Raw genomic sequence first — 22,030 nt, forward strand, 5'->3', positions numbered from 1 at the left:
GTGTCAGTATTGCGGAGGAATAGCTGAAATAAGTACGGAATAAACAGTTATTTATCAAATAATTAATAGCCGAATCGTATGCCGAGGATATTCAAATTCACGGCGTAAATACGATAGTCTCCATTCGGGCTGCCCCACCGCTTAAGCGGCTACGTGAACGCAGCCAGCGAAGAGGCAGCTCGAATTATTTAGGGAAATCCTTCTTCTATTATTTCCCCTGATTTACGGTCTGCGTTAACACTTCAGTAAATTTATCCCACGGACAAAAACCATTCGCATCAGTCGGGCAACCATTGAGTTGTAGCGTCACTCTCTGCGGTGGCTGTTGCAGACTGAGTACATCCGCTTTGCGCAGTTGGTCGCTACTTTGATAAACGTACTCCACTTTCATCAAATCATGGTTGGTATTGGCATCATGCCAGCGCTGGAACATGATTTTCCCACCGATGGGTGTGCGTTCATATTGGCCAGGCAATTGATAAGGCTTGAAGTCCAGTGCCGTCAGCAATGACGCAATGTTGGAGTCATGCCCCACCAGCAAGGTAATTTTTGGCCCTTTAGCGTCATTTCCGACCAGTGCTTTCTGAATATATTTAATCAGCGGTGCCGCCACATTTCGCGCAACTTGTGGCGAGGTAAACAGCGTATCCTGATAGCCATTTTTCAGCTCCGATAACACCTTCCACTGCTGGTCAGTTTTGATTTGTCCCCATGCAACATTGTCCAGCGGGAAACCTTCGTAATATTGCAAGGTAAAGGCATCAACCAGCGAGTTCCCCACTTTAAGCGGGCCGCTAACACCCGGTTCTTCCCTGGCATTAGCGCTAAATTTATCTTTCTCGGCGGTCAAATCGCACTTCTGTTTTTCTTTACAGCTCGGAGAGTCTTTGAAAGCAACGATTTGTTCAAGAAGCTGATAGCTGTCATCGAGTTTGTAGTGCTCGCGTTGCGTTTCCATCGCCTTCAACGCGGCTTCTTTGAATTCCGGCGAGTCATTAGTGATCACCGGATTAAAGGTCGGGTCCATGGTGCCCATTTTTTCCTGATGATGGACAGGAATATCACATCCAGGAAACGCGCCCGTGATAAAGAACTGCGCTGTGGCCACCGTACGCTGCAAGCTGTTGGCGTAGGCATAAACGCTTTGTGGTGTTGGGCATTCGCCACTTTTCACCATCCCCTGCTCGGCCAGCCACTCGCGCAGGTAATGCCCCATGTAAACTTCCAGCACGCCACCTTTAGTGGTGAGTTGGCCACCGGGAACATCCCACTCCGGCCAGGATTGCGCCGTGGATTGTTCCAGCACGCTGCCATTATTCGCCAGCGGTGCGCGCAAGTTATGGCGACTCATTAACAAAACTTGTTGGAGCTGATAACCCTGCGGTGTGGTTTCGGCTTGCGCCAGAGCAGGAGCGAAGTAAGCCATTGCCAGTAAAACTGCGATCGTCTTTTTATTCATCTCTTAATCCTCAAGATGTTATTGCACAAAAGTGCAGGATCCATTCTGGCAGAAAATATCAATGCCGCCTTTTGGGCCGATCGCAAAACGAAGCAGAGAAGGCAGGAAAACTACTCAATCCTGGCAATAGGTTTTATAATAAAACTATCTGGCTATATGCCCATGGAGGATCAATGAAACGCAAAAGTATGCAAGGTAGTGTCTGCCCGGTCGCCCGTTCGCTGGATATCATCGGTGACTGGTGGTCGTTGCTTATCGTGCGCGATGCGTTAAATGGCCTGACACGTTTTGGTGAGTTCCAAAAAAACCTCGGTATTGCCAAAAACATGCTCACTCAGCGACTAAAACAACTCGTGGAGCAAAATATTATGACCGTGCGTCCGGCAACTGACGGCAGCGCGTGGCATGAATATGTGCTGACTGAAAAGGGGCGCGCTCTGCAAACCGTTCTGGTCGCCCTGGCGCAATGGGGTGGCGATCATTTGTATGCCAGCCATGAAAAATGCAGTGTGCTGGTCGATGATGAAGGCCATCAGCCGCTGCGAAAACTGATGCTGCAAGCGCAGGATGGCCGTGTGCTTACACCAGACGAAGTTGTTGCCCAACGCCCTGATGTCCCTGTGGAGTAACGTGATTATCGGATGGATGAGCGCCGCGACATCCATCCATTCCCTTTCATTTTTAATCTGTTAGCCATTCAACAAGCCTTCCGTTCATTGCAGAATTAAAAAAAGACGCGCGATTTGGTTGCATTATAAAACCATGACATCTATTTTTAATTAAGTTTCATTATGAAACCATAATTCATCTTTCATCGACGAGGCTTTACCATGACCACATCCCCTTCAGTTGCAGTAATTACCGGCGCATCTTCCGGCATTGGCGCGGTTTATGCAGAGCGTTTCGCCGCGCGTGGCTACGATTTGTTGTTGGTTGCACGCCGCGAAGAGCGCCTGCGCGACCTGGCCGCGAAGCTTGAATCGGCATACGGTATTTCAGTGCAGACGTTGCCTGCGGATCTGGCTCGTGATGAAGGGATTCAAATCGTAGAAGAAGCGTTACGCAGCAATGATCGGATAAGTGTATTGGTGAATAATGCGGGCACCGCACACCTCGCCCCTTTCACTGCAGGCAGTGCTGAGTTACATCAAGCAGACATTATGTTGAATATCACGGCGCTGACTCGCCTGAGCCTTGCCGCCCTCACCCGTTTCCAGGCACATAACAGCGGCACCATTATTAATATCGCTTCAGTTGTTTCCCTTCATGCCATCGCCGGTAGCGCCGTGTATAGCGGTACAAAAGGATATGTGCTGAACTTCACCCGTGGGTTGCAACAAGAGATTACTGGCAGCAATATCCGCATTCAGGCGGTTTTGCCTGCGGTTACGGCAACGGAAATTTGGGAAGTATCGGGTGTATCAATGGATCATTTACCACCTGAATCCATCATGACTACAGAAAACATGGTAGATGCTGCACTTGCAGGGTTAGATCAGGGTGAAGAGGTCACCGTGCCACCGCTGCATGATCTGACGCTTTGGGAGGCTTATGAATCGGCGAGGCTGGCGATTTTCGATGCTTCACGTACAGGTATTCCTGCACCGCGTTATCAGAAATAACCGGCATCAAAGCCGGTAACTGTTATCGGTTCGTTTTATCCATTCAGGATGTCAACGAACCGATATACATCTTTTCTTATTTATCCCCTCACCTGTTTCCCTGTGAGAATATCGTTTTTTATTTTCATGAAAAGAATCGAACCAGCAAGAATAAAGGTAATGAGATTTGGAATAAGAACGGGCAGCGCATTAGACATAAATCCATACGCCAACCATAAGAAAACCCCAAATACAAAAACGGAATACATTGTTAAAGATATGTCTTTTGTTGACTTATTTTTTATAACCAAAACCACCTGGGGAATAAATGAAACAGTGGTACAAGCACCACCAATAAACCCCACCATGTCAATCGTATTCATAGTGTAAACTCGTGTAGACCCTCGTTAGAATAAGGTGGAAACCAATCACGTTGTCAGACCAATTCCTCATCCTGCCTGACAATTATCAGGCACACCTCTTCATTCAACCTTTCTTTCTCACAAAATATCAACAAATCATTCATAATTAATCTTATAAAAAAATCATAACTCAATGATCAAACTGACATTTTGCATTACACCAACAGATAAACCATCATAAAAACCAAGACTTACAGCAATTTTATGATTTATTAACTTTCGAAAACAATAAGAAATTCATTCCAGAAAAACAATAACAGATTCGTTTAATAATAAATTATTGGTGAACCACCATCCCTTTATTTTGCAAAGACAAAATGAAACACGGACAGATATACATCAATCGTGTGAATGAAATCACAATTATTAAAATAATCACGTTCAGTTATTAATTGTGTGACAGCGAGCAATAAACAATGATGTCATACCAATTATTCTTTCCACCACTTACATGTATGACACCAATACAAACTGGTCTACACATTCACATGTTTTATTAAATTTTTAGCACATGAGATTAAAGGGGTTAACTCTATGGGTTCCAATGTTTTGATTGATGAAAAAACAAAAGCAGCAATAATAAGGCCTTTTGGCATAAGAGATAAAATTGGTTACTTATGCGGTGATTTAGGTACCTGCTTTATTCTAGGTCTGGTTAATAGCTTCCTTATGATCTATTACACCAACGTATTAGGTGTTTCAGGAATAATTGTTGGTTCACTGTACTTTGGCACAAAACTGTTTGATGCATTTGTTGATGTCACTGTCGGTCGCATGTGTGACACGTCAAAATTGACAGCAACAGGTCGTTTTAACCCGTGGATTCGGAGAATGAAGTATCCGTTTTGTGCCATTGCTGTCATGTTATTTTTGCCATTTGCACAAGAGCTCTCCTATACAGGCAAAATAATTTATATCTGCGTTTCGTATTTTTTATACGGCGCCCTGTTATCGACCATCAACATCCCATACGGCGCAATGTCAGCGGCGATCAGTTCAAGCCCTGACGATCGCGTGTCACTCTCTACATACAGAAGCGTAGGGTCGGCAATCGGTGGTGGTGCAACAGGCTTCTTTATCCCTATCCTGATGTACAAAACCCTTGTTGATGGCAGCCAGGTTATTTCTGGGCAGCACTTCTTCTGGATCTCTATTGGTTGCGCATGTCTTGCTTTCATCTTCCTGACATTGACCTGCAAATTAACAACCGAGCGTGTCCGTGTTGAAGCGAAAGAGAGCGTACCCGTTTCACAACTGGTTAAAGGCTTGCTGAAAAATAAAGCACTGATCGTTCTGGTCGTGGTTGACCTGCTCATTGTCATCAACCAGGGCTTATCCGGTACCAACATGACTTACCTGTTCAATGATTATTTCCATGATAAACAGGCTATGTCCGTCGCACTCTTGTTTACCTTTGGTTCTCTCGTATTACTGGCACCTTCTGCCTCTTATTTAACCAAGCGATTTGGGAAGAAAGAAGCCAGCGTTTGTGCACTGATGTTCTCCGTCGGCATGTATCTGCTGATGTATTTCTGCCACATCACCGATCCGAAGATCTATTTGGTGCTTCTGTTCCTGGCCACACTGGGTGCAGGCCTGTTTAACCTGATGATCTGGGCATTTATGACAGATGTGTGTGACTACCATCAGTATGTCACTGGCACTCGTGAAGACGGCACCGTGTACGGCGTCAATTTCTTCGCCAGAAAAATTGGACAAGCGTGTGCAGGTGGAATTGGTGGTTTCATGTTGGCATTAATTAACTATCAGTCTTCTTCTACCGGTGGATCAGTACAAAGCCTCGAGGTTCAAGAAAGTATTTATACCATGGCAAACCTTCTTCCAGCATTTTGCTTGTTCGCTTCAGCAGTCATTTTGATTTACTTCTATCCATTGAACAAGAAAACCACTCTGGATATGGAAAAAACTTTGAATAAGATCAACGGCATTTAACCGTTTAATTGATTAAGGGAGAATTAGCATGACAACTCAACTCGATATTAAAGACTTTGGTGCAATCGGAGACGGGATCGAAAAAGATACCTTCGCTATTCAGCAAGCGATTAACCAGGGTGCAGAACAAGGTGTGACTGTTTATATTTCAAAAGGGATTTATTTGGTTGGTGCGCTATTCTTAAAAGAAGGAAGTAAATTAAAATTTGAGAAGGGAGCAACGCTGTTAGGTTCAACCGATATCTCTGATTATCCGGAAATTAATACCCGCGTGGCCGGTGTTGAAATGCTATGGCCTGCCGCCATTCTGAATGCTATCTCTGCAAATAATGTCGAGATTTCAGGTGAAGGGTTGATTGATGGGCAAGGCCAACACTGGTGGGATATCTATTGTGGTGCCGACAAAAACAGCGGATTGCGCGTTGACTACGATAAGAAAGGCCTGCGCTGGATCGCCGACTATCTCGTTAAACGCCCGCGCTCTTGCTTGATTTATGAAGCTGAAAATATCAAGATTTCTGATCTTACATTTGAGCGTGCTGGCTTCTGGAATTTGCAGATTACCTACGCAAACAATGTCCTGGTTCGTAAAGTAAAAATTGGTGATAACCACGGCCCAAGTACTGATGGCATTGACATTGACTCCTCCACAAATGTGCGTGTCACCGAATGCGAAGCCTCATGTGGTGATGATTGCATCGTTATCAAATCCGGTCGTGATGGCGACGGTCACCGTGTAGGCAGAATCGCTGAAAACATTGAAGTGGATAAGTGCAAAATCAAATCTGGCTACGGTATTACGCTGGGCAGTGAAGTCAGCGGCGGTATTCGTGGTGTACATATTCATGATATCGAATTTGAAAATTCGGATTGTGGATTCAGAATGAAATCATCCAAAGAACGCGGTGGTTTTATTGAAGATGTCATTGTAGAAAACCTCCATATGAAGAATGTTCAATTCCCATTCTCATGGATTATGGACTGGCATAACTCGTATAACAGAAAGCTCTTTGAAAATATTGAGCAGTTACCGACTATGTGGCAAGCCGTGGCTTTACAAATACCAGAAGACATGCAAATGACTAAGGTCAGAAATATTAGTATCTCTAATGTTAATGCCACCTTAGATTCTGATTATGCTTTACCTGCAAGGGCATTTGATCTGGTCGCATTCCCAGAAAAACCAATGGAGAATATTCGATTCAGCCAATGCAACATTGAGGCAAAAGAATTCGGACGCATCGTGGCGGTTAATGGCCTTCAATTTAATGACGTCACCGTCTCCGTTGCAGAAGAAAATGATTACTCTAACGATACATTTGATAATCGATAGTCGTCATTAAATTCAAAATACACATATTATCGAGGCTAGCGTCAGGCCATATGATGGTTTTACGTTTCTCGGTAATATGATGTATTTATTATGATGTCACCTTCTTAATGTTTATTACAGGAGGGTGACATGCTAACCATACCACCAAAATATAACCCCACTCGCACTGAGCCATTAGAAGTAACCCATCCCCTCTCTTGTAATAATTTCCAACTAAAACAGTTAGCGCCTGATTTACATAAATATTCTATGTATTTACTACCTTTTTTTTAGAACTGTGCAACGCTTAAGAAACCTGTACAACTTTCTCTGCAGCCAGGGGATAAGAAGTAATGCTAAGCACTATAATCAACCATCCGCTTTATTTATTTGTTGCAATGCTTGTTATCTTGCCACTGGCATCAGGAATTGGTGTTTACTGTTTGAATCGTAAAGGGAATCTTGATGAGGAAACGCTGAAAGATTTCAGTATTGTGCAAGCCGCCACGCTGACTCTGCTTGCCTTATTGATTGGCTTTAGCTTTTCCGTTGCGGTTAATCGCTACGACCAGCGAAAAGATTGTGAATCAGAAGAAGCCAATGCCATAGGGACAGAATATTTACGCACTGACTTGCTTTCTTCTGCAAATGCGTCTAATGCCCGAGAACAATTAAAAAAATATCTCGATTTACGTATCAGCTGGTATCAATTAGCGGACCGTGAAGAACTTGCGCAGGTAGACAAAAAAACCGCCGCTATTCAAAACGATCTATGGCAAACCATGAAAAATGAGGCCGGTCTATCAACCACACCTGTTACCGCGCTGGCGATTTCCGGAATGAACGATGTTATTAACACCCAGGGCTATACTCAAGCAGCATGGATTAAACGTTTCCCCGTTTCGGCCTGGGTGTTACTTATTACGATAGCCGTATTTTGCAACATTCTCATTGGTTATGGCTCGCATAGCCGCAAAAGTAATAAGGTTTATTTGTTTATTCTTCCGGTAATGATTGCCACCTCTCTGACGCTTGTCGCTGATATATCAAGCCCGCGAGGAGGATTAATCCTTATCGAACCGCAGAACCTCATATTACTAAAGCAATCACTGCAATAAAAAACTCAGGCAGTTCAAAGAGTAATAAATACCGAATGGCTCAGCATTAATAAAAATCATCATAACAGTATTGATTTGCGTCGGGAGCTCTGGATATGAACCGTATTTATCGTCTCGTATGGAACGAGAGCCAACAGGCGCTCGTTGTGGCTTCAGAAACCACCAAAAGCCGTAAGAAAGGCCGGGGTAAAGTGCGCCATGCTGTCGCCTTAAGCGTTTCGCTATTAATGGCCGCTCCGGTTTACGCAGATGAAGTCAATTGGTCGACGGCATACCCTTCCTATTTATTCCCACCGTTGGTGAATTACGATCAGGTCAGGGACACGGGTATCGCGTTTACCATTGATAACAATACCGCCACGGCCAACCATTATGCGGCAGGCACCACGCTGGATATTCTGGGCCCTATTCCACAAATCGCACCGGGTGTGAACGGCAGTGCGACGTCGGTACTGGTTCGTGATGCCCTTACAGATAGCGGTGGCCCGGAAGCCGGGCGCATTACGTCAATCGTCGCCACGGATTCGCAGGGCAATACCACCCCAATCACCTCGGCCAACATTGATACGTTTAGCTACTCCACTAACCCTTCTACCCCGCTACAAAACCAGGAACTCAATGTTGAGGTGCCGGGCCTTGAAGGCAGTTTTTCGGTGATTAAAGTCTATGACTCCGGGACTTTTGCCGCACCGGGGACGTCGCTGGTTGGCGATCTTTCCCTCAACGTTTACGATCCCAACTCTTTTCGCATTTATAACAACTTTGGCATTGCGGCGGTCACCGACGTAGGCGGCATAGCCAATATTAATATCGGCGATGACACCAACGGCACGAGCCCTATTGCCGCACCGACCAACACCATTGAGCTGTTGGCAAAAAACTCGATTCTTGCTCAGGCATCCGCAACTGGCACGCCAACCAGTAGCACAAACTGGATCTCTGATAACTATATTCATTTTGCCCCCGCGGCGGTTATCTCAAGCGATATTTCAGGATTGCAGGCCGTGAGTTCGGAGTACAGCGACAGCATTACGCTGCCGAATTATATCCAGGTTGGGCCTCAGGTTATTTTGGATCCCCTCCAACCCTCAATTACCTTCACGATTAATTCCGCCCAGGATATTGCCACCGTCAACGACTTTTTACTGGGCCAGGGGGCGTATGCGGGTCGACAAAGCCAGCTTCAACTGTGGTTAACCGGCGGAGTACAGCTCCCGCCTGCATATGGCAGTGTGGTGATTGATTCCAGCACCATCGCGCAAAACACTTACAACGGCATCATTGCAGAGTTGCTGGGCGATGAGCAGCAGAACCGCGTCAACCTGACTTACCACGTCTGGAATGACCAACTGGCGCATACCAATAACGCCACGCTCTCCACAGGCGAGCTGAATGTCATCTACGCCACGGGAGCCAACGCCTCCGGCACCGTGACCACACAAGGCAGCCTGGGTGTTGACGGCGCTTCAGCCGTGATGCGCGGCGACAACAACGCAGTGCTGACCAATAACGGCGCAATTAATGCCTGGAGCAGCAGCGGCTCCAGCCCGACGGCGATTGCGATGAAGGTCACTGACGCCACCGCATTGAACACCGGAACGATAAACGCAGGCCTGTTTATTGAAAAGGATGAGACCAACCAGAATGTCCATAATCAGGGCAGCATCGGTATTCAGGGTCTGGGAGCCAGTACTGTCAACAACCAGGGGTTTATCAACATCGCATTGACCGATGGCAGTTCCGCCAGCGCGGTTGGGCTTCAGGCGCGTGGAACCACAACGGCAACCAATAGCGGCACCATTACCTTAACCGGAAACAGTTTTAACGCCGATGGGCGGGCGTCGGGACATGCCGTGGATATTGGCGATGACGCAACCTTCACCAACGCGGCTTCAGGGAATATTTTTATTGGCAGCACGCCCATTACCGCAACCAAAATTTATACGCCGGTCTTAATGGTGGGTGGGCAGGAGCAATCAGCGGGTATTGTGACCAGCAGCACGGGAGACGTCACCAACGACGGCACCATTACGCTCGGCGCACAAACCCGCAATGCGGTCGGGATGCTGGTTAACGGCGCAACAGGCCAGGTCACCAACAACGGCATCATTAATGTGTTGGGGCAACTGGCGGGCGGGGCCGCTGCGCCTAACTATGGGCTTTCCGTTATTGATACCCAAAATGTCACCAATAACGGGTTCATTAACGTGTTTGGTGATAACAATGCCGCCATCAGTATTCTGGCCTCCACTCAGGCTGCCACCGCTGTTTCTACAAACACCGGGGTAATCACCGTGGGCGCCGCCGGAGACGCAGGCGGCTCCGATAACAACCCACTGACCTACCGTAATTACGCGGTCTATGCCGAAGGGCTAAAAGGCATCCAGGCCACCGCGAATATTGATTCAACGATGAATCTCCTCGCCGCGGGTGCCATTGGCGCTCATGCCCGTGGAAGTGCCACGATTAACGTTGGGCCTGATGCGGCGTTGAATTTCAATAACAATGACCAGATTGGCTATTACGCCTACGGGCAAGCCGCTCAGATAAACCTCGCCAATGCAGTCATTGATGATAACGACCAGACACACGCGTTTTTGTTCCTTATCGACCACGGTGCCACTTTCGACGGCGATAGCGGCACGTCGGCGGGAGCTTATCAACTCACCCTGACGGGCGATCGCTCCATTGGGGTGTTTGCGCATGGTCTGGACGATGGCCCGGACGGGCAAGTCGGTACGGGCGATGATGTGCTCTCAACCCTCAATACCGGCGCTGCCACCATCAATGTGAATGGTGAAAATGCGGTTGGCGTAAAAGTCGCCGGTGGTGCGCAAGGCACGATCAACGACGGCGGGATCATCCTCAGCCACGACAATACGACAGGCGTCGTGGTTGACGGGCGTATCTACACCATTGATGGAAACGTCAGCAACGCAAACGATGCCCGCAGCACGCTGGTCAGTTCAGATGTTGCCATCACCACCAGTGCCGCACAAAGCGGCATTACCGGTTATGACGTGTCTTACAAAGGCCAGGTTACGCTGGGCGGTGCGGGCATAAATCTGAATGGCGACAACAGCACCGGCCTGCGGTTGCATGACGGCGGTATCGGTATTAATAACGCGCCGATCAGCGTCTCAGGCGCTAACAATATTGGCGTCCATATTCAGAACCAGGGCACGCTGACAAACACCGGCGCTATTGCGGTGAGCGGTGCTCCCGGCAGTGGCAATGTGGGTGTGAAGGTCCAGGGTGTGGGTGCACAGGTGACACAATTGGGGATTGTCACCGCCAATGGCGGGCTTGCCGCCGTTCAGCTTATCGATAACGGTGCAACGCTGACTATCAACGGTACAGGCAATCACATCACCGCCAGCGGTGGCGCGGACGGTATCCGTATGGATGCGGGCGCGGCGTCCCTCACCGCCAGCAATACAGTGATTGATATCTCAGGTTCGGGCGCGGGCATCAACAACAACGCTTCCACCTCAAACATTAACCTGAATACCGTGACGATTAACGCCTCAGACGGGCCAGCCATTCGCACCGCCGTGACGTTTAACGCCGAAGGGACAGGAAATATTCTCAACGTTTCTGGCAGCGGCGCGGGCTTTGCGTTTGAACAGGCCGATGGCAGTAATACCACCGGCAATCTCAGCATCGGCACCGGTTACACGATTAACGTTCCAGGAACAACGGGCGCAAATGGCAACGGTATTCTGGCAAAAACCAACGGCTCCGTGACGTCCAGCGCCAATATCACTATGGGGGCAAGCAGCGGCTCGGCAATCTCAGCCATTGACGCCAGCGCAGTGACCAATGGTGGGAATATTCAAACCACCAGCGACGTGAACAGTAGCGTGCGAGCAGACAACGCCGCATCGTTTACCAACACCGGCACGATTAATTCCACCAGCACGGCAAACACCCAGGCACTGGTGCGTGTGAACGGCACCGCTTCAGCGCGCACGATTTTGAACAGCGGGACGATTACCGATAGCAGCCAGAATTCAGTGGCTATCGACGCCAGTGGAGCCGCCAATAACACCATCACGAACCAGGGAACGCTGAGTGCGGCAAGCAACACGGCAACCGCCATTTTAAGCGGCAGCGGCAACGATCTGATTACCCTTAACGGCGGGTCGACGCTCGGCCTGATTACCGCTGGCAGCGGTACAGATACCTTCACCTGGAACAGCGGCACCTTTAACGGCGCGGTAGATTTTACCGAGGCCGATGGCAACGATAAGGCACTGATTGGCAATGTCGATTTAGGCAACACGCGCCATATCCTGAGCGAGGGCGGCACCAATAATCAGCTCACGCTCACCGATACACATCTGTGGAACGGCGGCGCAGGCCCAGCGTTAATTGGCACGCTGGCGGCGGATGACGTGGCCACAGCAACCAACATCGGCACTGGCTGGAGCACACTTTCAGTTAACGGTACACAAGGTCATGTACGCGTGGTCAACGACCTTGTGCTCTCCGGAACGCCATCAATTAGTATCACGGGTGGATCCAGACTGCGCACCGGCGACAACGCGGTGACCGCCAATAATGCCACCATCAATAACTACAACGTGAACATTGACGGCCTGGAAAGCCGTATCGTTTTCGATGGAACATCAGCCGCTCAACTGTACTCAGGCATTATCAGCGGAACGGGTCAGTTGAATCGCGCAACCGGTGGCACCACGATCCTGACCGGTGAAAACAGTTATACCGGCAATACGATTATCGACACGGGCGGCACCTTACAATTGGGTGTGGGTGGCGTCGAAGGCGCACTTTCCCCGGCCACTGACATTATTGATAACGGCATTTTGATCATTAACCAATCTGATGTCGTGAACCTCGGCGGTGTGATTATCGGTACTGGCGCATTTCATCAGGTTGGCACTGGCGTCACCCGTTTGACGGGTGCTAACACCTACGCCGGCGTCACCCTGGTGAATGCGGGCACATTGCTGGTCAATGGCAATCAATCGGCTGCAACGGGTGATACGACCGTAGCAGGAACCCTGGGCGGTACAGGCATTATCGGCGGCAACGTTCTCTTTACCGGCTCGACCCTGGCGCCAGGCGACGGCGGCGCAGGCACGCTGACCATCAACGGCAATTTGACGCTGGCCCCCACCACCAACAACCAGTTTGAGCTGGGGGAGCGTTTTGTACCCGGTGGTACTTTAAACGACCTGGTAAACGTGGGCGGCAATCTGACGTTGGATGGTGACCTCAACGTCACCACGTCGGCGGGTGGGATATTCGCGCCAGGCGTCTATCGCCTGTTTAACTACAATGGCTCACTCGTCAACAACGGGCTGAGTATTGTGTCGCTGCCCCCGAACAACTCCGCTATTTATAATGTCCAGACCACGCTACCCAATCAGGTTAACTTAATTTTAGGCTTTGCGCCGGATACCACGAACCTCCAGTTCTGGGATGGGGATGACGTGGCAAACCACGGCCCGACAGGCATTGAAGGGAATAGCGTGGTTAACGGTGGGAATGGGATATGGAGCTCAAGCGCAGGCGTCAATGACAATAAATGGACGCTTTCCGATGGTGTCGGTAACGCACCGTGGCAGCAGCAAGCATTTGCTATATTCCAGGGCGATGCGGGTACGGTTGTGGTCAGCAATGCCAATGGCCCGGTGGTGACTTCCGGTATGCAATTTGATACCGATGGCTATTTGCTAACGGGCGGCACGCTGGATATTGCCCGCAGCATCAGCCAGGTCCCGACGACACTCTATGCTTCCCAGGGCGAAACGCCGGCAGATGCCTTTTTTGCAATCCGAGTCGGGGCTGGCGGTGCGGGTGCTGACGTGACCACCACCATTAATACCACCCTGCATCAGACCAGCCTGTTAGATACGCTCAAGCTGATTAAACTCGACCCAGGCCGCTTAATTCTGACCGGTAGTAACGATTACCGGGGTGGCACCGTGGTTTACGATGGCACACTTAACGTGTCCTCCGACGCCAACCTCGGCCTTGCGGGCACGTCGATTCTGATTAACAACAATTCCACGCTACAAATCGGCGCAGATTACGCCACCGCGCGCCCAATATTCCTGAGTGCGACTGGCGGCGGGCAGTTCGACCTGTTCGGACACACCTTCACGCCAACCTTGATTGGCGGGGATGGCGGGCTGACCGTGCGGGACTCATCAGCGGGAACCGATGCCAGTAATCTGGAGCTCAATAACGCCAATACGTATCAAGGCGCCACCACTATCACCGGTAAAAATGGCACCGCTGACGTGAACGTCAACGCCAATATCACCGGCGCACTTGGCCCAGCGGCCAGCGTGCTGACGGTCAACAACCAGGCGACATTGAATTTCAATAACAGTGCATCGGCGCAAACGCATACCGTCAACCTCGACAATTCAACACTGAACTTCAATGACAGTGCGAATGCAGAAGGCAGCGTGATTAACGCGGCAAACGGTGCCGATGTTAATTTCGCAAGCTCTGCTAACGGCGGCAATTCAGCCATTACGTTGGCGGCAGGCACATCGCTAAACCTGAATGACACGGCTAACGCGGGTTCTGCGACCGTCGCGAATAGCGGTCTGGTGACTTTCGCCGGTAATGCGCAGGCGCAGAATGCGAAAATCGCCAACAACACCGGCGGCGTGGTGAATATCGCCAGTTCCACCAGTGGTACCACGGTCGGCTCGCTCTCAGGTGCTGGGAACGTTGAGCTGGGCGCACAAACGCTGAGCGAGGGTTCGCTTAACCTGAGCGATATCATCAGCGGCGTGATTTCGGGTGTGAATGGCGGGCTCGCCAAAATCGGTAGCGGCACCTTAACGCTGACCGGCGATAACACCTACACCGGCAGTACCGCCGTGCAGCAAGGCGTTTTACTGGTGAACGGTAATCAACAGGCGGCAACCGGGGATGTGACCGTCGATGCCCTTTCCACTCTCGGCGGCGCGGGAACATCAGGCGGCAAAGTCACCGTGGCAGATAACGCGCATCTTGCCGCAGGTGCCGATTTGGCAAGCGTTGGCGTATTGACGCTTGGCGGCCTGACGCTGGCTAACAATGCCCAGGTCGATTTCCAGTTCGGCCAGGCGTTTACGCCCGGCGGCACGCTTAACGATCTGATTAATATTAACGGCGACCTTAACCTCGACGGTAAGCTCAATATCACCCAAACGCCAGGCGGCGTCTTCAATGTGGGGCTTTACCGCGTGTTTAATTACACGGGTAATTTGATTAACAACATTATGGATATCGGCACCGCTCCAGACGCGGCCGACGATTTGTATGTCCAGACGTCGATTGCAGGCCAGGTCAACCTGGTGAACAGAACGGGCGTGGTCCTGCGCTTCTGGGACGGCGACCTTATGGCCTCCAAAAATAACGGCGGAATCGACGGCGGTAACGGCATCTGGCAAAACAGCCGCGGCAACGACAACTGGTCAACCGATGCCACTGACCCGGATGGGCTGTTTAACGCCCCCTTCAGCGACGGTTCGTTTGCGGTATTTGGCGGCGAAAAAGGCACGGTCACGGTGGATAACAGCCTGGGTGAAGTGCTGATCAGCGGCGCGCAATTTGCCACAGACGGCTATGTGATTAACGACGGAACGATTACCACCAACACCGCCGACACGTTGATTCGCGTCGGCGATGGCACCGCACCGAGTGCCAACTACACCGCGACCATCAACTCTGTCATCGCGGGCACGGGCGGTATTGATAAAGCCGACGTAGGGACGTTACTGCTCAACGGCAATAACACCTACAGCGGCGGCACGACGGTTTCTGGCGGTACGTTGCAGGTTTCGCAAGACGCGAATCTGGGCCAGGCGGGAACAAGCATTACGCTTAACGGCGGGACGTTCCGTTATGGTGCGGCATTCAATACCGACCGCAACCTGACCGTGGCCGCAAACGGCGGCACACTCGATACCAACGGGTATAACGTGTCGCTGCTCGGCGCAGCTTCCGGCAGCGGCGCATTGACCAAAGCCGGTGCAGGCACGTTAACCCTGACTCAGGACAGCTCTTACACGGGTGGCACCACCATCAGCGAAGGGAACCTGCAACTGGGTACCGGCGGTGAACAGGGTAGCGTTATCGGCAATATCGTCGATAACGGCGTACTCCAGGTTAACCGTTCTAATGAGCTTGCACTGACAGGCAATATCTCCGGAACCGGTCAGCTGTGGCAGCAGGGTTCTGGCACCACCGTTTTGGGCGGAACGAACACTTATTCGGGTATTACGCTGGTGGAACGCGGCACGTTGCAGGCGCAAGGGGCGAACCGGTTTAGCGCCGCTTCAAGCCATATCGTCAGTAGCGGTGCAACACTGGATACCGGTGGAGAAAACCAGACCGTCAACTCGTTGGTGAACCAGGGCACAGTGAATCTGCGCGGCGGCGATGTTGGTTCTACGCTGACGGTCAACGGCGATTATGTTGGTCTTAACGGCGTACTGAAAATCGCCGCCCAGCAGCATAGCCCAGGCGTGGCTGACCATCTGGTGATTAACGGCGGCACGGCGACAGGCAAAACGTTACTCGATATCGACGTCAGCCAGTTGGGTGAACAAACCGAGGGCGACGGTATTCTGGTGGTTGACGCAGTCAACGGTGCTACCACCACCGCGCAGACCACCAAAGACGCGTTTACCATTGGCGCGGATCACCTGGAAGCGGGCGCGTGGGAATACCGCCTGTTTGCTGGCAACGGGCTGGGAGAAGGCGAAGACTGGTTCCTGCGCACCTCGTATCGCCCGGAAGTGCCGATCTTCGTAACCATTCCATCAACGATTCGTCAGGGCGATCTGGCGGTGCTTGGCACCCTGCACCAGCGCGTCGGTGACGAACAACCGTGGAATACCAGCGTCAGCCAGGATAACGACCAGCGCTTCTGGGCGCGTTATATTTCTCAATCCACCCATCAAGCGTTTAATGATGCCACCGCGTCACAAACAGACAGCAATATCAACGGCATGCAGATTGGTTTCGATTTGTACGTCGATGAAAACTGGCGCGCCGGGATGTACACCGCCATTGTGGATAACGACACCAGCATCCAGGGCGCGAACTCTGGCGGCTATGGCACTGCGGGGTACAACTCCACCCTCTCCACTTATGTTGCCGGTTATGCGACATACACCGCACAAAGCGGTTTCTACGTCGACAACGTGTTGCAGTATGGCAACCACAGTATCGACCTGAAAAACGCGCAAAATCGCAACAGCTACAGTCCGGACGGCAACAGCTTTGTGGCCTCGGTCGAGACGGGTTACCCAATTCGCTTTGGTGACACCAACTGGGCATTTGAGCCGCAGGCGCAGCTCATCTGGCAGCACAGCGATTTCGACAGCGTGATTTTGCAGGGCGACGCCAAAACGCGCGCTTCGGTGGATGCCGACGACGCCATCATCGGGCGTATCGGCGCACGCCTCACGGCGGAATATGAAACCGGCGTCGGCAAAGTCAAACCGTACGTGCGGGTTAACCTGTGGCAACAGCTTTCCAACGGACAGGACACCGCTACATTTGAAAACACCACCAATAACGCAGGTAAATCAGTGATTACCGCAGACCAGAAATACAGCACCACTGAAGCCGCCGTAGGCGCAACATGGACCATTTATAAAAACGCCGAAGCCTATACGGAGGTGGGTAAAATGTGGAGCAACGGCGGCAGCGATACCAGCATCAGCAGCGATATCAATGCATCAGTGGGGATGAAAATTCGTTTCTGAGGCCGCTAAAAACGCAAAGGCCTGCGGCGTTGTCTATACCGCAGGCTTTTTTATTTGGTGAGTCTGGTCCTGGTGGGTTTAGCATTCCTCTTACTCCCCCCATCAAAGCTTTAATAAGTTGCTGGATTAATGAACGCTCCAAAGAAAAGCGATAACGAAATTAAGCAATCTGCCGTACAAATCCCGGAAAAGCTTCCATATCAATGACATTATCCAGTGACAGTCCAACGAACCAGGCAACTAACATGAAATCAATCACCCTGAATGACATGCAAAAACAGAGCGAAGCCGCAGCAAACTCTCCACGCCTGCGCGCACACCGAAATTTTCACCCTGAATTAAGCGACCCTGTACAGCGACTGGCTGTCGCCATGGAACCGGGTACTTATGTTCGACCGCATCGCCACCCACATACTTTTGAGCTGTTGTTTGCACTCCGTGGGCGCTTCCTGGTGTTGAATTTTGATGACAATGGGACGGTGACTCATCGCGTGGTGTTGGGCGAAGAATGCAAAGCGCTGGAGATGGATGCCGGAACCTGGCATACGGTTCTGTCTTTGGATCATGGAGGCGTGATTTTTGAAGTGAAGCAAGGTGGCTATCAACCCGTTGCGGAAAAAGACTATGTCTCCTGGGCACCTGCCGAGGGTGATAAAGGAACAACTGAGATGATGAAGTGGTACGCGCTGGCACAGGTTGGTGACGGAGGTTTTACTTTGTAAGACTGGCTGTGCATTCATGCAGGTGTCGCGTGTTACGCTCATTCCACGTGACTAAATGTGTGCCCACAGCAGGTTGTATGAAACGCAGATTACCTTTTCAGGTGAAACTCTTTTTATCTTTGGTAGGGTTTTCCTGCCTGCTGTTAGCCCTGTTGGGGGCGATCTTGTTTCATGTTCTTGACCGCCAGCTTCATCGAGATCTTGGCCAGCGCGCACGGGTTCAGGCCACTCAGATTGCATTGATGCCAGGGCTTGCTGAGAAAGTCGCCGCCAGGGATGTGTCAGAGATTGCACGTTTGATTCAACCCCTGCGCAATCAAAGTGATGCCAGTTATATCGTGATTGGCGATGTGCGTGAACAGCATCTCTATCACTCCGAATCACCGGAGCGGCTACATCTGCCGATGATTGGCGGTGATAACGCAGAGGTTTTGCAGGGGAAAACCATTATCTCCATGCGTAAGGGGGGAATCGGTGTTTCATTGCGCAGCAAAGCCCCTATTCTCGATGCCAACCATCAGGTCATTGGTATTGTTTCAGTCGGCTACCTCACCTCTTACATCGCCAATATTAATGCGCGTCTGCTCTGGCAAGCCGGTTTATACGGCCTGTTGCTTTTAATACTGCTGTTTATTTTTTCGTGGATGTTTACCCGCAACGTGAAAAGACAGATGTTTTGGCTGGAACCCAAAGAGATCGCATCACTGGTGCTACAACAAAAAGCGCTGCTGGAAGCGATGTATGAAGGGATATTTGCGGTTAACGCCGAGAAACAGCTGATCTTAATTAACCGTGCCGCACGGGAATTACTGGATATTCGCCAGCCCGAAAATGAACTCATTGGCAAACCCATTGAGAAAATCGTGCAAACCCCGCTGACTTTTTTTGACCCAACCAGCGCGGTAGATAACCGTAGTCTCCACGATCAAATCACGGTATTGAATCAACGCGAAGTTATCGTCAACCGCGTGCCTATCGAAGTGGAACCCGGCGCTGAAAGGGGTTGGGTGTTTAGCTTTCGCGACAAAAATGACATCAACACCTTGAGCAGCCAGTTGAGCCAGGTGAAGCGCTATGCCGACAACCTGCGGATCATGCGCCATGAACAACTGAACTGGACCGCAACACTGGCCGGTCTGCTGCAAATGCAGCGTTATGACGATGCAATGCGCTACATTCAGGCGCAATCCGAGGGCGCACAGGCGGTGCTGGATTTTGTCTCCACGCGCATTACTTCCCCCTGTTTGTGCGGTCTGTTATTGGGAAAATTCGTCAGCGCGCGGGAAAAAGGGATTGAGCTGGCGTTCGATCCCGCCTGCCAGCTCACCCGCATTCCTTCGAGTATCAGCGAAACGGCACTGATGTCGGTGATTGGCAATTTGCTGGATAACGCGGTCGACGCCACGCTAAAAGCCCACAATAGTGCAGCGCCTGTAGAGCTTTATATTTCGGACAGAAATCAGGAATTGTTGATTGAAGTCGCCGACCAGGGGGTCGGTATTGATGATGCATTAAAACCCCATATCTTTGAGCAAGGGGTGTCGAGCAAACCTTCAGACGTTCATGAGATGGCAGGCTCGGATCATGGCATCGGCCTGTATCTGGCTGCGGGATATATCAATCAGGCCGGCGGCAGTATCGAAGTCACAGACAATTCGCCACAAGGTACGATATTTTCTGTTTTTATTCCGTTCCCCGCTCCCGTTTCAACAGGACAACACCATGAGTAACAGCAGCGCGTTTGATGTCGTCATCGTGGAAGATGAACCCTACCTCGCCAGTTTGCATCGTGACTTTATCGAGCAAAATTTCAAACTGCGCGTGGTGGGGATTGCCGCAACGCTTGAACAGGCTCGTGCCCTGGTGGAATTACATCAACCCCCGTTGCTGTTGCTCGATAACTTTTTACCTGACGGACAAGGCGTGGAGTTAATTGATAGCCCCTTACTGAAAAGCTTCGATTGCTCCGTGATTTTCATTACGGCCGCAAGCGACATGCAAACGTGCAGCCTGGCCATGCGCAGCGGCGCGTTTGACTACATCATCAAGCCCGTCTCTTTCCACCGTCTGCGCAGTTCACTTGAACGGTTTATGCAACTGGTAGAAACAAAGCGCCATGTGAAAGTGGTGGATCAAACCGCGTTGGACCGGCTTTTTAATCTTCCTGCCATTAATATCCCGTCAGCCTCGTCAACCAAAGGGATTGAACCCAATACGCTTGAGCGAGTACAGGCTGTTTTTACCTGTAAGCCTGATATCTCCTGGTCCGTAGAACAGGTCGTGCAGGAGGTGGGGATCAGCAAAACGACCGGTCGCCGCTATCTGGAGTATTGCGTCGAAATGGGGTTTATCGTGGTGGAGATGCAGTATGGAAATATCGGCCATCCGCGACGGCTTTACCGCAAAAAAATCGGGGTGTAAAAGCCCCCTTTTGGGGTCTGATTGAAACCACTTTCCGTGGTGTTAATGGTGTTAATTGCCTGGAAAAAGCCCCGAATCACAATTCAGGAAGATATAAAAATCCCCCCATTGCCTGAAAGATGGCTTGCGTTATGTTTACCTTTAGTTTTTCAAATGTAACTAGAAGGTTAAAAATAATGTCGAATAAATTACGCATCTCTCTGATTACTGCCGCTGTCCTTATGTCTTCATCTGCAATGTCTGCTCTACCGCAAGGCTACCCGGCCGACTATCAAAAAATCGTCGATGCCGCGACCAAAGAAGGGAAAGTGGTTATCTATTCCACGACCGACACAAAAGCCGCAGGCCCGCTTATTCAGGGGTTTGAAGCCGCTTATCCGGGAATAAAAGTTGAATATAACGACATGAACAGTACCGAACTGTACAACCGTTATATCAGCGAACAAGCCGCGGGTGGCAACAGCGGTGACGTGGTCTGGAGCTCTTCAATGGACACCGCGCTGAAACTGGCGGTGGACTATGCGCAAGAATATAAATCCCCTGAGCAGAGCCAGTTGCCGAAATGGGCAATGTGGAAGGATAAAGCCTACGGTACAACCTACGAACCGGTGGTGTTTATCTATAACAAACGTTTAATCCCGGCGGGTGAAGTGCCTGATTCCCATAGCGCACTGGCGAAGCTGATTGCCAGCCAGACCGACAAGTTCAGCAAAAAAGTCACCACCTACGATATCGAGAAATCGGGTCTGGGCTTTATGCTTTCCGTTCAGGACTCCAAAACCGATCCCAATTATTTCAAAACTCTGGCTGACGTCGCCAAAGGTGGGTTAGCGGTGCAGTCTTCAACCGGCACCATGATGGAACGCGTGTCATCCGGCGAAAACCTGATTGGTTTTAACATCCTCGGCTCATACGCAGAAGCCCGAGCGAAAACCGATCCTTCGCTCGGCATCTCTTATCCAAAGGATTACACGCTGGTGTTGTCACGCGTGTCTTTCATCAGTCAGCAAGCGCAAAACGGCAACGCCGCGAAACTGTGGCTGGACTATGTGCTGTCTGAAAAAGGGCAGAGTATTCTGGCAAATCAGGGTGATATCCCGTCCATCCGCAACGATATCGAAGGCAAAAACGATATTGATGGCATGACCAAAATGTTAGGCAGTGCGCTCAAACCTATCCCGGTCGATGAAAGCCTGCTTGAGTATCTGCAACCTAAAAAGCGTCTCGATTACATCAAGCAGTGGCGTGAAGCTGCTCAAAAATAATTTACCCGTCA

12 protein-coding genes are annotated in these 22,030 nt (G+C 50.5%); 10 read left to right on the plus strand and 2 right to left on the minus strand.

Features of this window, described 5'->3' with window-relative positions; all coding sequences use genetic code 11:
* Positions 1-208 precede the first annotated feature (208 nt).
* Positions 209-1,459 carry a bifunctional glucose-1-phosphatase/inositol phosphatase gene (agp, locus tag OH773_RS14055; protein ID WP_270139419.1) on the minus strand — a complete coding sequence of 417 codons (1,251 nt, stop codon included), beginning with the start codon at positions 1,457-1,459 and terminating at the stop codon, positions 209-211.
* Between the two features lie 173 nt (positions 1,460-1,632).
* On the opposite strand from agp, the gene OH773_RS14060 reads away from it, so the two are divergent.
* Together OH773_RS14060 and OH773_RS14065 are read left to right on the plus strand one after the other, a co-directional pair.
* Positions 1,633-2,088 carry a winged helix-turn-helix transcriptional regulator gene (locus OH773_RS14060; RefSeq protein WP_270139420.1) on the plus strand — a complete coding sequence of 152 codons (456 nt, stop codon included), beginning with the start codon at positions 1,633-1,635 and terminating at the stop codon, positions 2,086-2,088.
* Positions 2,089-2,289: 201 nt separating this feature from the next.
* Positions 2,290-3,081 (plus strand): SDR family NAD(P)-dependent oxidoreductase, encoded by a 792-nt coding sequence (locus OH773_RS14065; protein WP_270139421.1) that lies wholly within the window; start codon positions 2,290-2,292, stop codon positions 3,079-3,081.
* An 80-nt stretch (positions 3,082-3,161) separates the two neighbouring features.
* On the opposite strand, the gene OH773_RS14070 is transcribed toward OH773_RS14065, so the two are convergent.
* Complete coding sequence (locus OH773_RS14070) at positions 3,162-3,443, minus strand: SemiSWEET family sugar transporter (protein WP_270139422.1); 282 nt, start codon at positions 3,441-3,443, stop codon at positions 3,162-3,164.
* Between the two features lie 573 nt (positions 3,444-4,016).
* Between OH773_RS14070 and OH773_RS14075 the strand changes: the two genes are divergently transcribed.
* From OH773_RS14075 to OH773_RS14110, 8 genes are all read left to right on the plus strand, one after another.
* Positions 4,017-5,435 (plus strand): MFS transporter, encoded by a 1,419-nt coding sequence (locus OH773_RS14075; protein ID WP_270139424.1) that lies wholly within the window; start codon positions 4,017-4,019, stop codon positions 5,433-5,435.
* A 28-nt stretch (positions 5,436-5,463) separates the two neighbouring features.
* A complete protein-coding gene (locus tag OH773_RS14080) occupies positions 5,464-6,768 on the plus strand; it encodes a glycoside hydrolase family 28 protein (RefSeq protein WP_270139426.1) in 1,305 nt (434 codons plus the stop codon).
* Positions 6,769-7,100: 332 nt separating this feature from the next.
* Positions 7,101-7,865 (plus strand): bestrophin-like domain, encoded by a 765-nt coding sequence (locus OH773_RS14085; RefSeq protein WP_270139428.1) that lies wholly within the window; start codon positions 7,101-7,103, stop codon positions 7,863-7,865.
* A 95-nt stretch (positions 7,866-7,960) separates the two neighbouring features.
* Entirely contained in the window at positions 7,961-17,611 is a 9,651-nt protein-coding gene (locus tag OH773_RS14090; RefSeq protein WP_270139430.1) for an autotransporter outer membrane beta-barrel domain-containing protein, read from the plus strand.
* A gap of 245 nt (positions 17,612-17,856) precedes the next feature.
* Positions 17,857-18,333 (plus strand): WbuC family cupin fold metalloprotein, encoded by a 477-nt coding sequence (locus OH773_RS14095; RefSeq protein ID WP_270139431.1) that lies wholly within the window; start codon positions 17,857-17,859, stop codon positions 18,331-18,333.
* 77 nt (positions 18,334-18,410) lie between these two features.
* Complete coding sequence (locus OH773_RS14100; protein WP_270139432.1) at positions 18,411-20,063, plus strand: ATP-binding protein; 1,653 nt, start codon at positions 18,411-18,413, stop codon at positions 20,061-20,063.
* Positions 20,056-20,754 (plus strand): response regulator, encoded by a 699-nt coding sequence (locus OH773_RS14105; protein WP_270139433.1) that lies wholly within the window; start codon positions 20,056-20,058, stop codon positions 20,752-20,754. Before OH773_RS14100 ends, OH773_RS14105 begins: the two co-directional genes overlap by 8 nt.
* Before the next feature lie 176 nt (positions 20,755-20,930).
* Positions 20,931-22,019: an ABC transporter substrate-binding protein gene (locus OH773_RS14110; protein ID WP_270139434.1), complete on the plus strand. Its 1,089-nt coding sequence runs from the start codon at positions 20,931-20,933 to the stop codon at positions 22,017-22,019.
* Positions 22,020-22,030 lie beyond the last annotated feature (11 nt).

Origin of the sequence: Buttiauxella sp. WJP83, assembly GCF_027594725.1 — a bacterium.
Lineage (GTDB): Bacteria > Pseudomonadota > Gammaproteobacteria > Enterobacterales > Enterobacteriaceae > Buttiauxella > Buttiauxella selenatireducens.